The 15,215-nt window shown below is 59.8% G+C and carries 15 protein-coding genes; 8 read left to right on the top strand and 7 right to left on the bottom strand.

All coding sequences use genetic code 11. From position 1 onward, the window contains the following. Nucleotides 1-2 precede the first annotated feature (2 nt). The 4 genes from B9Z47_RS13800 (at nt 3) to manD (ending at nt 5,521) form a co-directional block, all read left to right on the top strand. Nucleotides 3-1,529, top strand: a complete 1,527-nt coding sequence (locus B9Z47_RS13800) for a UxaA family hydrolase (RefSeq protein ID WP_108331820.1) — start codon at nt 3-5, stop codon at nt 1,527-1,529. A 7-nt stretch (nt 1,530-1,536) separates the two neighbouring features. Next, nucleotides 1,537-2,598, top strand: a complete 1,062-nt coding sequence (locus B9Z47_RS13795) for a malate/lactate/ureidoglycolate dehydrogenase (RefSeq protein ID WP_108331819.1) — start codon at nt 1,537-1,539, stop codon at nt 2,596-2,598. A 141-nt stretch (nt 2,599-2,739) separates the two neighbouring features. Continuing rightward, nucleotides 2,740-4,158 (top strand): mannitol dehydrogenase family protein, encoded by a 1,419-nt coding sequence (locus B9Z47_RS13790; protein WP_108331818.1) that lies wholly within the window; start codon nt 2,740-2,742, stop codon nt 4,156-4,158. 151 nt (nt 4,159-4,309) lie between these two features. After that, nucleotides 4,310-5,521: a D-mannonate dehydratase ManD gene (manD, locus tag B9Z47_RS13785; RefSeq protein WP_108331905.1), complete on the top strand. Its 1,212-nt coding sequence runs from the start codon at nt 4,310-4,312 to the stop codon at nt 5,519-5,521. Nucleotides 5,522-5,735: 214 nt separating this feature from the next. Here manD and B9Z47_RS13780 read toward each other — a convergent pair whose 3' ends face one another. Next, nucleotides 5,736-6,545: an amidohydrolase gene (locus B9Z47_RS13780; protein WP_233253808.1), complete on the bottom strand. Its 810-nt coding sequence runs from the start codon at nt 6,543-6,545 to the stop codon at nt 5,736-5,738. A gap of 39 nt (nt 6,546-6,584) precedes the next feature. Between B9Z47_RS13780 and B9Z47_RS13775 the strand changes: the two genes are divergently transcribed. Both B9Z47_RS13775 and B9Z47_RS13770 read left to right on the top strand, forming a co-directional pair. Beyond that, a complete protein-coding gene (locus tag B9Z47_RS13775; RefSeq protein WP_108331816.1) occupies nt 6,585-7,325 on the top strand; it encodes a GntR family transcriptional regulator in 741 nt (246 codons plus the stop codon). Between the two features lie 20 nt (nt 7,326-7,345). Continuing rightward, on the top strand, nt 7,346-8,335 hold the full coding sequence (locus B9Z47_RS13770) for a tripartite tricarboxylate transporter substrate binding protein (protein ID WP_108331815.1): 990 nt from the start codon (nt 7,346-7,348) through the stop codon (nt 8,333-8,335). 184 nt (nt 8,336-8,519) lie between these two features. Here B9Z47_RS13770 and B9Z47_RS13765 read toward each other — a convergent pair whose 3' ends face one another. The 6 genes from B9Z47_RS13765 to rfbB all read right to left on the bottom strand — a co-directional run bounded on the left by B9Z47_RS13765 (nt 8,520) and on the right by rfbB (nt 13,774). Beyond that, nucleotides 8,520-9,752 (bottom strand): type II toxin-antitoxin system HipA family toxin, encoded by a 1,233-nt coding sequence (locus B9Z47_RS13765; protein WP_108331904.1) that lies wholly within the window; start codon nt 9,750-9,752, stop codon nt 8,520-8,522. Further along, nucleotides 9,742-10,011 (bottom strand): helix-turn-helix domain-containing protein, encoded by a 270-nt coding sequence (locus B9Z47_RS13760; protein WP_233253807.1) that lies wholly within the window; start codon nt 10,009-10,011, stop codon nt 9,742-9,744. The genes B9Z47_RS13765 and B9Z47_RS13760 overlap by 11 nt, the downstream gene beginning before the upstream one ends. Nucleotides 10,012-10,177: 166 nt before the next feature. After that, the gene (gene slmA, locus B9Z47_RS13755) at nt 10,178-10,801 is read right to left on the bottom strand and encodes a nucleoid occlusion factor SlmA (RefSeq protein ID WP_108331813.1); all 624 of its coding nucleotides are present in this window, start codon (nt 10,799-10,801) and stop codon (nt 10,178-10,180) included. 47 nt (nt 10,802-10,848) lie between these two features. Further along, nucleotides 10,849-11,748, bottom strand: coding sequence for an acetylglutamate kinase (gene argB / locus B9Z47_RS13750; RefSeq protein WP_108331812.1), 900 nt, complete (start codon nt 11,746-11,748; stop codon nt 10,849-10,851). A 71-nt stretch (nt 11,749-11,819) separates the two neighbouring features. Continuing rightward, nucleotides 11,820-12,716, bottom strand: coding sequence for a dTDP-4-dehydrorhamnose reductase (gene rfbD, locus B9Z47_RS13745; protein ID WP_108331811.1), 897 nt, complete (start codon nt 12,714-12,716; stop codon nt 11,820-11,822). Beyond that, nucleotides 12,713-13,774, bottom strand: coding sequence for a dTDP-glucose 4,6-dehydratase (gene rfbB, locus B9Z47_RS13740; RefSeq protein ID WP_108331810.1), 1,062 nt, complete (start codon nt 13,772-13,774; stop codon nt 12,713-12,715). The genes rfbD and rfbB overlap by 4 nt, the downstream gene beginning before the upstream one ends. A 173-nt stretch (nt 13,775-13,947) precedes the next feature. Between rfbB and B9Z47_RS13735 the strand changes: the two genes are divergently transcribed. Continuing rightward, on the top strand, nt 13,948-14,535 hold the full coding sequence (locus B9Z47_RS13735) for a phasin family protein (protein ID WP_108331809.1): 588 nt from the start codon (nt 13,948-13,950) through the stop codon (nt 14,533-14,535). A 9-nt stretch (nt 14,536-14,544) separates the two neighbouring features. After that, complete coding sequence (locus tag B9Z47_RS13730) at nt 14,545-15,210, top strand: TetR/AcrR family transcriptional regulator (protein WP_108331808.1); 666 nt, start codon at nt 14,545-14,547, stop codon at nt 15,208-15,210. Nucleotides 15,211-15,215 lie beyond the last annotated feature (5 nt).

Here is a 15,215-nt window from a genome sequence, read left to right as displayed (position 1 = left end):
TCATGAGCAGTTTCATCCGTTTGCACCCGGCCGATGACGTGGTCATCGCGCGCAGCCAACTCATGAGCGGCAGCGCCGTCGAGGGCGTGCCTGTACGCGGCTTGATCCCGCCAGGTCACAAAATCGCGACACGCGCCATTGCCGTGGGCGAGCCCGTTCGCCGCTACAACCAGATCATTGGTTTTGCACACCAGGCCATTGCCCCGGGCGAGCATGTGCACACGCACAACCTGAACATGGGCGCGGAAAAAGGCAACTTCGAGCGCGACTACGCCATCGGGCAAGACGTGAAACCTGAACCTGTGCGCAAGCAAGCGAGCTTCATGGGCTACAAGCGAACAGACGGTCGTGTGGCCACGCGCAACTACATCGGCGTGTTGTCCAGCGTCAACTGCTCGGCCACCGCTGCACGGGCGATTGCCGACCACTTTTCCAAACGCAACAACCCGGCTGCGCTGGCCAACTTTCCGAATGTGGACGGCGTGGTCGCCCTGACCCACGGCACTGGCTGCGGCATGGACACCGAAGGGCTAGGCATCCAGCTACTGGAGCGCACGCTGGCCGGTTACGCGACACACGCCAACTTCTGGGGCGTGGTGGTGGTGGGCTTGGGCTGCGAAGCGAATCAGCTCAACACCTGGCTGGCGCACAGCAGCCTGCGCGAGGGCGACACGCTCAAGGTCTTCAACATCCAGGACACGGGCGGCACACGCCTCACAGTAGAAAAAGGCATTGCCTTGATCGAAGAGATGCTGCCCCGCGCCAACGCCATTACCCGCGAGCCTTGCAGTGCCGAGCACATCACCGTCGGTTTGCAGTGCGGCGGGTCTGACGGTTATTCGGGCATCAGCGCCAACCCGGCGCTGGGCGCAGCGGTGGACCTGTTGGTGCAGCATGGCGGTACGGCCATCCTGAGCGAAACGCCCGAAATATATGGTGCCGAGCATTTGCTCACGCGCCGTGCTGTGAAGCCCGAAGTGGCGCACAAACTGATCGAGCGCATCCGCTGGTGGGAGAACTACACCGCCATCAACGGTGGCGAAATGAACAACAACCCCTCGCCCGGCAACAAGGCGGGCGGCCTGACCACCATCCTAGAAAAGTCGCTGGGCGCGGTGGCCAAGGGCGGCACCAGCAACCTGCAGGCGGTGTACGAATACGCCGAACCCGTCACGGCCAAAGGCTTTGTCTACATGGACACGCCCGGCTACGACCCGGTGAGCGCCACAGGCCAGGTGGCAGGCGGGGCCAACCTGATCTGCTTCACGACCGGGCGCGGCAGCGCCTACGGCTGCGCGCCCTCGCCCAGCCTCAAGTTTTCGACCAACACCGCCCTTTGGAAAAAGCAGAAAGAAGACATGGACCTGAACTGCGGCGAAATCGTGGACGGCGGCGTGAGCATTGCCGACATGGGCCAGCGGATTTTTGAAATGATCCTCGCCGCCGCTTCGGGCGAGCCCACCAAGAGCGAGCGCCACGGCTACGGCCAAAACGAGTTTGTGCCGTGGCAAGTCGGCGCGGTAATGTGAGAAAAAAATGAGCCACACCATTTCTGCAAGCGACCTGCGCGCCAAAGTCGCACGCATCATAGAACAAGCGGGCAGCGCCCCGGCCGAGGCAGCCCAGGTGGCCGACAACTTGGTCATGGCCAACCTGAGCGGGCACGACTCGCACGGCGTGGGCATGGTGCCACGCTATGTGGACGCGGTGCTCGAAGGCGGCCTGAGTCCCAACATGGGCGTGAAGGTGCTGCTGGACACCGGCCCACTGCTCAACCTGGACGGCCAACGCGGCTACGGCCAAATCACCGGCGTGCAGGCCATGCAGATGGGCATCGAGCGCGCCAAGCAACACGGTGTGTGCACCGTAGCGCTCAGCCGCTCGCACCACCTGGGCCGCATCGGCCAGTTTGCCGAGATGGCCGTGGCCCAGGGTCTGGTGTCGGTGCATTTTGTGAACGTGCTCTCACGCCCCGTGGTGGCCCCCTTTGGCGGTGGTGACGGGCGCTTTGGCACCAACCCCTGCTGCATCGGCGTGCCCATGGGCAAGCGCGCCCCCTTTGTGCTGGACTTTGCCACCAGCCGCGTGGCGCAAGGCAAGATGCGCGTGGCCCACAACAAGGGCGAGCAAGTGCCGCCGGGCTATTTGATCGACGAACACGGCCACCCCACCACCGACCCCGGCGTGGTGGTGGTGCCGCAATCCAACGGCCTGTTTGGCGCGCTCATGACCTTTGGCGACCACAAAGGTTTTGGCATGGCCGTGGCCTGCGAACTGCTGGGTGGTGCGCTGACCGGTGGTGGCACCTGGCACCGCGAAGCCGACCAACAACGTGCCGTGCTCAACGGCATGCTGACCATGCTGATCGACCCCGTGCGCTTGGGCACGCAAGACATGTTCGAACAAGAAGCCCTGGCCTTTGCCGACTGGCTGCGCCAAAGCCCCGATGCCCCCGGCAGCGACGGCGTGCACATGGCGGGCGAACCCGAACGCACTGCCCGAGCCCAGCGCGAGCAAAGCGGCATCTGGATCGACGACGCCACCTGGACCGAAATCGAAGCATCGGAACAGAAACTCCAAGCGAGATCATCGACTTGAAGATGACTGGATTTTTTGTAGGAGCCAGCCCAGCTGGCGATGCGAACGCTTGCGGCCCGCAGGCTTTTCGTTTGCAGGGCAAGCGCCTACAAAGAGCGTCGCGCTTATTCGTTTGAAACCTCTCTTCACAGCACTTCCACCATGCCACTTTCTGCCCTCACCCTTTCATCGCTGCCGTCCAACGTGAAAGTGCCCAACTACGACCGCACAGCCCACGCTCCCGGCGTGGTGCATCTGGGCCTTGGCGCTTTTCACCGCGCCCACCAGGCCATGGTGTTTGACCAGTTACTGGCCAGTGGCGACACGCGCTGGGGCATCCACGGCGTGGGCATGACTCGGCCCGATTTGGTGAACCCACTGCGAGCACAAGACGGCCTGTATGCCGTGCGCATCGCCGATGCAAAAGGCGTGAAGTGGCAAGTGCCCGGCGCGCTTTGGCGCATGAATGTGGCCACCACCGAACGCGATGCAGTGGTGCAAGCCATCGCCGCACCCTCCACTCGCTGGGTCACCCTCACCGTGACCGAAAAAGGCTACACCCCGGCTTTAGGCCTGTTGCTGCTGGACGGCTTGCGCCTGCGCCAGCAGGCAGGCTTGCCCGGCATCACCATCGCCTCGTGTGACAACCTGCAAGGCAATGGCCACAAACTGCAAGCCTTGGTCAAAGCTGAGATTCCAGCCAAACACACCACGCCACAAGACGCGGAATTTCTGCGCTGGCTGGATGTACATTGCGCTTTCCCCTGCAGCATGGTCGACCGCATCGTGCCTGCCGCTACGGCTGAGGTGTTGACTGCGGCCCAACAAGCACTGGGCTTGCAGGACGCCTGCGCCCTGAGCACCGAAGGCTTTTGGGAATGGGTGATCGAAAACCGCTTTGCCGACCCAGCGGATGCAGCAGTGCTGCAAAGCGCCGGTGTGCGCGTGACGGGCGATGTGCACAGCTACGAAGAAGCCAAGCTGCGCATGCTCAATGGCAGCCACACGACCATGGCGCTCATGGGCGCGGTCACGGCGCGGCCGTTCATTGCCAACTGCATTGGCGTAGAACACATCCGAACATTTGTTCACCAACTGATGGGCCGCGAAGTCTCACCACACCTGAGTCGCAGCGACTGGGCGGATTACCGCGATGCGTTGATTGCGCGTTTTGCCAACCCGCACCTGAAGCACAGCGTGCACCAGATCGCCACCGACAGCTCGCAAAAAATCCCGCAACGCTGGCCACCTTCGGTGTTGGGGCAGATCGCCCAAGGCGCATCATTTGAACACCACGCGCTGGCAGCCGCCGTGTTCGTGCGCTACACCCTGGGCGTGGACGAAAACGGCCAAGTCTATGCCCTGAACGACCCGCAAGCAGCCAGCCTGATGGCCCTGGGTGCCGCCCAACGCACCGAGCCCGAGACCTGCGTGCGCGCCCTGCTGGCCCGCGAAGACCTGTGGGGCAGCGCCCTGCCACAGCACGCCGCATGGATCGCCCGCGTGACGCACTGGCACCAGCAAGTGATGCAGCACGGTGTGGACAAAGCCATCCAGCAACTGCTAAGCACAGCTGCATGAAAGCCCCTATACGCGCCCCCCGTAGGTCGGCAGCTTCAGCTCCGACAAGTCTCGCTTGGGCTCAGGCCTCATGTCGGGGCCAAAGCCGCCGACCGACAAAACCAGTCTGACGCCATTGCATGACAACGCAACCATTCACGCAAACAAAGCCATGAAAATCACCGCCGCCCGCGTCATCGTCTGCAGCCCTGGCCGCAACTTCGTCACCCTCAAGATCGAAACCGACCAAGGCGTCACCGGCGTGGGCGACGCCACGCTCAACGGCCGCGAGTTGGCCGTGGTCAGCTACCTCCAAGACCACCTCATTCCCTGCCTGATCGGGCGCGACCCACAGCAAATCGAGGACATCTGGCAATACCTTTACAAAGGCGCCTACTGGCGGCGCGGCCCGGTGACCATGAGCGCGATTGCCGCGGTGGACACCGCGCTGTGGGACATCAAGGCCAAGATGGCCAACATGCCGCTGTACCAACTGCTGGGCGGGCGCAGCCGCACCGGAGTCATGGTCTACGGCCACGCCAACGGCCGCGACACGGCCGAAACGGTGGACGAAGTCTTGCGCCACAAGGAAGAAGGCTACTTGGCCATCCGCGCCCAAAGCGGCGTGCCGGGGCTGAACAAGGTTTATGGCGTCAGCGGTGCGAACCGCATGTATGAACCTGCCGACGGCAACTTGCCCAGCGAACACGACTGGAGCACCGAAAAATATTTGCGCCACACGCCCGGCCTGTTTGAAGCCGTGCGGGAAGCCGTGGGTCCCGACATCCATTTGCTGCACGACGTGCACCACCGCCTGACGCCCATCGAAGCGGGCCAACTGGGCAAGGCGCTCGAGCCCATGCGCATGTTCTGGATGGAAGACCCAACGCCCGCCGAAAACCAGGATTCCTTCCAGTGGATACGCCACCACACCACCACACCCATTGCTGTGGGCGAGATTTTCAACAGCATCTGGGACTGCAAGACACTGATCGAAAAGCAACTGATCGACTACATCCGCACCACCGTGGTCCACGCGGGCGGCATCACGCACCTGCGGCGCATCGCTGACCTGGCCAACCTCTACCAAGTGCGCACCGGCTGCCACGGCGCAACCGATTTGTCACCCGTGTGCATGGGCACAGCCCTGCACTTTGACACCTGGGTGCCCAACTTTGGCGTGCAGGAATACATGCCGCACAGCGAGGAAATGCTGTCGGTCTTCCCGCACGATTACCACTGTGAGCGCGGCATGATGCACTGCGGCGAGTCCCCCGGTCATGGGGTGGACATCGACGAAAAGCTGGCTGCCAAGTACCCGTATCAACGGGCTTATTTGCCCGTGAACCGGTTGCAGCATGATGGGACTTTGTGGAATTGGTGATGCACTCTGACCATGAATCGGCTGCTTTGCAGCGGTTGCAGGCATCGATCCGAGTGAGCCCGTTGTCTGCTAACGGCCAGAAGCGGTCAGTCATCGATATCACGTAAATGGTCTGCGGGCGTTCACTACAACTGTGACTGCTAATCAAGCCGTGTATTTGTCATCAACTTGAACGAAGTGTTTCAGCATCGAGAAATCCACTGCTAATCACCTCTCAGCGCGATGAAAAATAATCCCAGTAAAGCTGCAATGGATTGCGAGACATGATTTGCTCAATGTGCTCGGAAATGATCCATTCGTTGGCTTGCGCAATGAGCTTTTCGAAGTCTGCAAACTGTTCATGGTTAGTGCATGGCCAATCGCTTCCCCAGAGCAGTGCACTGGGCCCCAACTCACTCAGTAAGAGCGCGGCCAAGCGCCCAGGATCGACTTCACCCAACCGGTAAGCGCCACTCAACTTGACGTATACAGGCGAAACCATGGCCCGAGCGTTCAAGGCCCGCAAGGTGGGGTCATCCGCACTGGCACGCAATGGCTTGGCCATATGGTCCACAACAAGGGGCAAATCCGATGGCAATTGACTGAGTACGTGAGGCAGTTTGCCTTGATCTGTGTGTACCTCAAGGTGCCACCCGCGCGACTGCATAGCATCCCAGAGGATATGGGCCTGTGCCCATGCCGGAATGTCATGAGATACACCTGCCAAATTCAAACGGATACCTCGCACACCTACTTCATGCAAGGTGTTGAACTCTTCCAAACTCACATCAGGCCTCACCACAGCGATGCCGCGTAGCATGTCAGGGTGAGCCTTGAGCGCATCCAACATCAGGCTGTTGTCGTTACCCAAAAAACTGGGCTGCACCCAAACACCACGTGTCACACCAACGTTTTGTGCTTGCCTCATCCAGTCGGATAACACGGCACTGTACTGCGGCACATACCGGGCACCCTCGATGGCAACGCTCGCATTGAAAACGTGGAAATGGGTATCGACCCAGTTTTTTGACTTCAGTGAATTCATGTTGTATATTCTAGTCCTCTAGATGTCTTGTTTCAACCCATGTCCACACTTCTGATCGACAATACGCCCGGCCAAAGCCGCTACGGCAAGTTGGCGCAGGCTTTGCGTGATCGCATCCTGCTGGGCGAGTGGGCACCTGGTGAGCTCATCCCAGCCGAATCGACTTTGGCTCAAAGCTATGGCGTCGCGCTGGGAACAATCCGCCAAGCCTTGTCGTTGTTGGTTGAAGACGGGGTCTTGCAACGTCGGCACGGCAAGGGCACTTTTGTGACCAAGGGTGTCGATGGCGCTTCAATGATGCGGTTCTTCAGATTTCGCGGCCTGGATGACGACAGCAGCACAACGCCCCACTCGCGCATCCTGACGAGTCGCCTCCGCAGCGCCAGCGTGCAAGAGGCTCATGTTTTCGGTCTTGAACACGGCGCACAAGTGCTTCAACTCGAACGCGTTCGAAGTCTGGACGCAGAACCTTGCCTGCTGGAAACCATCGTTTTGCCATTGCCGATTTTTGGGGCATTGGCCGATTCAGACACCAACGCATGGGACGATTTGCTGTACCCCATGTACCAACAGCGTTGCGGGGTTGTTATTCAAAAAACACAAGATACCCTGAGCTTTTCCCAACTCAATGCCACGCAAGCCAAGCGCTTGAAGCTGGCCGCCTCACACCCCTGCGTTCTGGTCGAGCGTCAGGCCTTCGACATGGCCGGCCGTTGTGTTGAGCTTCGCACCACACGTGGTGATGCCTATTCTTTCAAGTACACCGCACAAGTCCAATAAACCACCCCGGGAGATATGTCATGACTCACCTTGTTCGTCGCCAAGCATTTCATTTGATCGCATGGGCATCGCTCGCCATCTGCGCAGCCGCACCCTCTGCCATGGCCCAAGCGGTCTATCCCAGCAAGCCCATCACGCTGGTCGTCACTTACCCACCAGGTGGAGGTGCCGACGCTATGGCCAGACTGATTGCACCCAAGATGGGCGAAGCACTGGGTCAGGCCATCGTGATTGACAACAAGCCTGGCGCAGGCGGCCAAATCGGCGCTGCCGCTGTCGCCAAAGCCGCCCCAGACGGCTACACCTTGATGCTGGATGCTTCATCTTTTGCCGTTAACCCATCGCTCTACCCCAAGCTGCCCTACGACAGCGCCAAGGCCTTTCAGGCTGTTGGCATCGTCGCCTTGTTCCCCAACGTGGTGTTGGTCAACGCCAACTTCCCGGCCAAAAACATGGCTGAACTGATGGCCGCTGCCCGCAAAAGCAAGGACGCTGTTTCTTATGCCTCATCGGGCAATGGGTCAGCCCAACATTTGGCAGGTGCCCTGTTTGAATCTGCCGCCAAGGTGGACATGGTGCACGTTCCCTACAAAGGGGGCGGCCCCGCACTTAACGACGTGATCGGCGGTCAAGTGCCCCTTTTCTTCGGAAATCTGGCCTCGACCTTGCAACACGTTCAATCCGGCAAACTCAAAGCATTGGCCGTGACTTCAGGCAAACGCTCGCCCATCTTGCCCGACGTGCCCACCTTAAGCGAATCGGGTCTCAAAGGCACCGAGATTTACGAGTGGAACGCTGTATTTGCACCCGCCAACACGCCCGAGCCCGTGATGAAAAAATTGGCTTCGGCATTTCAACAAGCGCTTGAATCACCTGACGTCAAAGCACGCGTGGGACAACTCGGTGGTGAGATTCAAAAAGGTACACCTGAGCAAGCAAAGAAGTTCATTGAGCAGCAAACCAGTCTATGGAATCGAGTCATTAAAGAACGTAACATCACCACCGAATAACTCAATGAAGTGACCGATGGCTGAGCGTTAAGCATGGCCTGTAGGAATTAGGCGGGCACCCAAGGCATGGCATTGGACTTCTGCTTTGGGTCGGTTGCGGCCAGCCACTTGCGACGATTGAATGTCTGGTCCCAGCCTGAACCAGTCATTGCATCACCAAGGTAGAAAGCTCAGTAACTTCCACCTATCTCGCATACCCGTACCCCGACTCCCAAGCCTGCGCCATCTGCGCCCACAACGCCCTGGGCACTCGCGGGTCGCCTTTGGCTTTTTCCATGGTGCTGTGCATGGCCTGGGCGATGCGCTTGAGCGTTTGGCTGGGCTGACTGACCCCGCACACACGACGGCCAAAGTCTTCCAGTTCCTCTTGGGTGGGATAGGCTTTGGTGTGGTGTTTGCCCGCAAACAGTTTGAGTGCCAGGGTACGGTCCTCCAATTCGGGGCCGCCTGTGTATTGCGTGTAGGTGTAGATGCTGGTGGTCACCACATCGAACATCGGGGCCAGCCAAACATCTTCAGACGAACGGTAAAGCAGGCCAAAATTTTTCAAGTGCGCATCGCCATTGCGCACCATGATGGAAAACGCGACCTGCTCAAAAAACCGATGCAGGTTGTCGCTGGGCAATTGCAATTGGCGCAGGAGTTCTGCAATCCGCTGGTAGCTGCCCTGGTACTTGCGATCAGACAAGATGTCACGCACGCGCAGTCCGGCAAGGGACGCGATGTCCTCAAAACCCAAACGCTCGACCCGGCCATTGTCATGAACGACCAAATCAAAGCGGTCCAGCACCAGCATCTGTCCATCGTCAGACAACGCGAATGTCGGCGTTTCGATGCCTGCTTCCTGGGCCGCTGTCAGGCACAGAAATTCATTGACGGCCAAGCCTGGATAAGCGGCGCTGGCCGCCTTCACGATGAGCGAGGGTATCGGCACGGTGGGCTGGTCAGGCACCATGATCTTGGGCTGCATGCCTGCGATGCCCGCGCCTGTGCTGAGATAAGCGGCCACCAGTTCATTGAACACCTCTGGTGTGTAGGCCGTGCCCAACAATTCGCTTTTGCTCAGCGTTCGTGGCATGGGTGTGGGTGTTTCGCCGGGCAGGCTATAACCCAGCCGCCCGATCCCATTGCGCCCAACCAGCGCCAGCATGTGCATGGGCGTCATGGGTTGCTTCGGGAAGAGTTCCCGGATCTTCATGAACAAGTCGCCTTCAGGCAGGTTCTGGTCCATCGGCGGAAACAGGTCGCCATCTTGCCAGGTGAGCTGCTGCGAGGCGGGCATGAGCAAGGCCACGGCAGCTTGCTCAGCCTGGGGCTGCACATAACGGAATTCGTAAGTGGACGCCCGGAGCAGCTGACCAGCGTTTTCTGCATCGCCAATCGAGACGTTCAGCAACCGGATTTTTTCAGGCAGCATCATCGTCGTCCATGAACCTGGCAGCGACTTCGCTGGCTGTTGGCAAGCCTGCGCGCTCCATGCGCATCGCCAGCCCCAAGGCCCCCATGACGGCCAGCAGCGACGAAACCGTGGACTCTTCACCCGCTTCCAGCCGATAGATCACTTCGCGAACCTTGCCAGCCTTTTCGGCCAGAGCAGACTTGCTCAAGCCCAGCGCTTCTCGGCGGGCTTGCAGTTGGCGGCCCAGTTCATCAGGAAGGCGGATATTGTCAGTCATGGCGTGCATTTTTGCAGAAAAAATTCCTAATTGCAAGCCATGACTTGCAATTTATCCATGCACAGGCATGATCTCATCTGCTGGCATACACCCTAAACGTCGGACTCTTCGAGTGCCGACCTACAAGACGGTCATCTCGCGTACGGCACTACAAGGAAATGGACGATTACAGAATGCGTGCCAGCGCCGCCTGCAAATGCTCCGAAGGCAGCCGCTTGAAGCCCGAACGGGCAAAGCGCTGCAAGCGCCCTTGCATGAAGGCCACCAGCAAAGAGGCCACCAACTGCGCGTCGGCCGTGGGGGTGGCTGACTCAATGCCTTTGAGGGACTGACGCAGCTGCGCCTCGATTTTGTCAAACAGCAAGTTGATGCGCTCTTGCAAGCGTTCGTGCTCCAGCACCAAGGCATCGCCAATCATCACGCGGCTCATGCCCGGGTTTTTCTCGGCAAACTGCAGCAACAAGGCCACGATGCGGCTGGCCTGCACAGGGCCTGCGGGCTCGCGATCTGTCACCTGCCGAATCAGGCCGATCACCGATTGGTCCACAAAGTCGATCAGGCCTTCAAACATCTGCGCTTTGCTGGCGAAGTGCCGGTACAGGGCCGCTTCGCTCACACCAATTTTGGCGGCCAAACTGGCCGTGGTCACACGCTCGGTACCCGGTTGCTCCAGCATGGATGCCAGGGTTTGTAAAATTTGCAAACGCCGCTCGCCCGGCCGTGGGCGTTTGCGTGCAGGCGTCGCGTCCTCGTCTGAAAAACGCTCGCTTTGTGGTTCTTGGTCTGCCATGTCTCCCCCTCTTTTTTAATTCTGGTCACGCAGACGTGCGCGCGCTTTCAACGGCTGCGGATCATGGTGCCGAAGGCTTGTTCGGAGAGCACCTCCAGCAGCATGGCGTGGGGCACGCGGCCATCGATGATGTGCACCGCATTCACACCGCTCTTGGCCGCATCAAGCGCGCCCGCGATTTTGGGGATCATGCCGCCGCTGATGGTGCCGTCGGCACACAGCTCGTCGATGCGGCTGGGCGTCAGCTCGGTCAGCAGCTGGCCTTCTTTGTCCAGGACACCGCGGATGTTCGTGAGCATGAGCAGCTTTTCGGCTTGCAGCACGGTGGCCAGTTTGGCGGCCACCACATCGGCGTTGATGTTGTAGCTTTCGTTGTTGGCACCAAAGCCGATGGGGCTGACCACGGGGATGAAGGCATCGTCTTGCAAACAGGTCAAGATGGAAGGGTCAATGCTTTCGATCTCGCCGACCTGGCCCACGTCGTGTTCTTTGCTCGGGTCCTGGCTGTCCACCAAGCGCAGTTTTTTGGCGCGAATCAGCCCACCGTCACGGCCCGTCAGACCCACGGCCTTGCCGCCTGCGCGGTTGATCATGCCCACGATGTCTTGCTGCACCTCGCCACCCAGCACCCATTCGACCACTTCCATGGTCTCGGCATCGGTCACGCGCATGCCTTGGATGAACTCGCCTTTTTTACCCAAGCGCTTCAAGGCTGTTTCAATTTGTGGGCCACCGCCGTGCACCACCACCGGGTTCATGCCCACCAGCTTGAGCAGCACCACGTCTTCGGCAAAGGCCTGCTGCAAAGCCGGATCGGTCATGGCGTTGCCGCCGTATTTGATGACCAAGGTCTTGCCGTGGAACTTGCGGATGTAGGGCATGGCCTGCGCCAGGATCTGGGCCTGATCATGCGGGGCAACGGTGGGGGCAGCGGTGTTGTCGGTCATGGTGCGTGGCGAAGTGTCAAAAAAATGAGGGTTCAAAAGTCCAGAGGATTGTGCCGCAAGCCCGTGACGACTCAGAGGATCTCGGCCAGCATGCGGTTGACACCTTGCTGCCACGACGGCAGCACCAGCCCAAAGGCTTCTTGCAGCTTGTGGGTGCTCAAGCGTGAATTCAGCGGACGCTTGGCGGGCGTTGGAAATGCGGTGGTAGCCACAGGTGCGATTTCGGTCACTTTCAGGCCCGGATCGGGCTGGAGGTGACGCGCCTGTGCGATCACGTGGCTGGCGTAGCCGTGCCAACTGGTTTCACCCGAAGCCACCAGGTGGTAAATGCCAGCCAAAGCGAGGGCTGGGCTGGCCATGGCTTGGCGAATGGCATGGGCGGTCACATCGGCAATCAGGTCTGCGCCGGTGGGTGCACCGTGTTGGTCATCGATCACCGTGAGGCGTTCACGTTCAGCGGCCAGGCGTAGCATGGTCTTAGCAAAGTTGCCGCCCCGCGCCGCATACACCCAGCTGGTGCGAAAAATCAGGTGCTTGCAGCCACTGGCAGCAATGTGCTGCTCGCCTTCAAGCTTGGTCTGGCCATACACGCTGAGCGGGCCGGTGGCATCGCTTTCTTGCCAAGCTTGATCACCCTCGCCGTTGAACACGTAGTCGGTCGAGTAATGCACCAGCCAGGCACCGATTTCGGCGGCGGCCTGCGCCAGTGCGGCCGGTGCGGTGGCGTTCAGGCAGCGGGCCAATTCGGGTTCAGACTCGGCTTTGTCGACGGCCGTGTGGGCGGCGGCATTGACGATCACGTCAGGGCGCCAGTCCCGCACGGTTTGAGCCAGACGCTCGGGCTGGCTCAGGTCACCGCAGAAATTGGTGCTGTGCCGGTCCAGCGCCAGCACTTCGCCCAAAGGGGCCAGGCTGCGTTGCAGCTCCCAGCCGACCTGGCCGTTTTTGCCGAACAGCAGGATTTTCATGAGGCGCTGTATTGTTTTTGAACCCACTCCCGGTAGGCCCCGCTTTGCACATGGGCCACCCAGTCGGGGTTGGCCAGATACCACTCCACGGTTTTGCGGATGCCGGTTTCAAAGGTCTCGGCAGGCTTCCAGCCCAGCTCAGCTTCGAGCTTGCGTGCATCAATCGCGTAGCGGCGATCATGGCCCGGGCGATCGGTGACGTAGGTGATCTGGCTGGCGTAGCTGCCACCGGCCTTGGGGCGCAACTCGTCGAGCAGCTTGCACACGGTCTGCACGATCTCGATGTTGGGCTTTTCGTTCCAGCCGCCCACGTTGTAGGTCTCGCCCAAGCGGCCGCCCGCCAGCACCGTGCGGATGGCGCTGCAATGGTCTTTCACATACAGCCAATCGCGCACCTGCATGCCGTCGCCATACACCGGCAAGGGTTTGCCCGCCAAGGCGTTGACGATCATCAGCGGGATGAGCTTTTCGGGGAAATGGTAGGGGCCGTAGTTGTTGCTGCAGTTGGTGGTCAGCACCGGCAAGCCGTAGGTGTGGTGCCAGGCCCGGACCAGGTGGTCGCTGGCGGCCTTGCTGGCGCTGTAGGGGCTGTTGGGCTCGTAGCGGTGGGTTTCGGCAAACGCCGGATCGTCTTTCGCCAAGGAGCCATAGACCTCGTCGGTGGAGACATGCAAAAAGCGAAACGCCGTTTTGTCGGCTTCGGGCAAATCGGCCCAATAGCCACGCACCGCCTCCAGCAAGCGGAAGGTGCCGACGATGTTGGTTTCAATGAACTCGCCCGGGCCATGGATGGAGCGGTCCACATGGCTTTCGGCGGCAAAGTTGATCACGGCGCGGGGACGATGCTCGGCCAACAGGCGGCTGACCAGGGCCGCATCGCCAATGTCGCCTTGCACCAGTTGGTGGCGCGCATCGCCTTGCAGGCTGGCCAGGGTTTCAGGGTTACCTGCATAAGTCAGTTTGTCCAGATTGATGACAGTTTCATCGCTGGCAGCCAACCAATCGAGCACGAAATTGGCACCGATAAATCCGGCACCGCCGGTCACTAGAAGGGTCATGATGGGTTTCGTGAAGGGTCAAAGCCATCAACACAGACATGCCAATTTGACCGCTGTGTTGCCATCTTCTGATTTTAGAAGCATTGCATTGACCGCGGCCGAATGAATACAACAGTTTTCGTTCGAATTTCTTCCATTGCGGTTAAAGTGATGTTCACTGGAGCCCCATCACCATGAGCCAAACGCCCCCCTCCTCCGCCAAACGGCCATCGAAAGACAAGTCCGATTCAAACCAAGCACCCGAAAGACCTGACGCGGCAGCACAGCACATCTGGCTGGCTGGCTTGGGGGCCATGGCCAAAGCCCAGGAGCAAGGCAGCAAAGCCATCGAAGCCCTCATCAACGATGGCTTGGCTCTGCAACGCAAAAGTCAAGCCGAGGCACAACAGCGCATGCAGGAAGCTACAGAACGACTGACCAGCTTGGCCAGTGATTTCGGTCAACCCAACGCCGTCAGAACAGACCGACTGGAGCACCTTTTTGAAGACCGCGTGGCCAAGGCATTGCATCGCCTGGGCATCCCCTCAGCGGGCGATCTGCAGTCGTTGAACGAGCGCCTGGAGCGGCTCGAACGGCTCTTGACCAAGCCATCTGTGCCCCCCAAAGTCACCCCAGCCGTGACGCCTCAAACTGCACGCCAGAAACCCGCCGCCCGAAAGTCGGCCCCCAAGCCGTCCAACAACACGGTGCCGCCCGACACAAGCGCACCCGGACCCACACGCAAAGCCCGCCGACCAGCTGGCGGTTCATCCAGCGCCTGACGGCAAGCCATGGCCAAGAAACCCCCACGTCGAACCGCCCAGCGCATTGCCGAGGTCACGCTGGAGTTGTTCAATCGTTTTGGCGAGCCCAATGTCTCCACCACCGTCATTTCGGCCGAACTCAACATCAGTCCCGGAAACCTGTACTACCACTACCCATCCAAAGACGCCTTGGTCAACCAGCTTTTTGACCAGTACGAACAGGCGATCTTGAAACTTCTGGATGCTGCTCCGGACGTTCAGGACACAGAGGATGCCTGGTTCTTCCTCCACTCCTTGTTCGAGCAAATTTGGAATTACCGCTTCTTGTACCGCGACCTGAACAACTTGCTGTCAGGCAACCGACACCTGGAAACCCACTTCCAGCGGATTCTTGAACGCAAGACGTTGGCTTTGCGTTTGATGCTCGAATCTCTTTCTTCTGCCGGCTTGATGCAAATCGGCCCGGACAGCATTGAAACCATGTCCGCAAGCATGGCCGTGATGGTGACGTACTGGTTAAGTTATGAATATGTCCGCAACCCACGCCAAGCGATGGAGCCCGCGAGTGCGGGGCTGGCATTGACGACCGGAGCAAAGCATGTCCTGGCTTTACTCATCCCGTACATGGCCACCCCAGAGTTGCAACACCACTTGCAGAGCCTGACAGCAGCCTACAGCGTCTCGCCTGAATAAAGCCG

Source organism: Limnohabitans sp. 2KL-1, from assembly GCF_003063435.1.
In the GTDB taxonomy this organism is placed as follows: domain Bacteria; phylum Pseudomonadota; class Gammaproteobacteria; order Burkholderiales; family Burkholderiaceae_C; genus Limnohabitans_A.
This window is presented reverse-complemented; position numbering and strand designations above follow the sequence as displayed.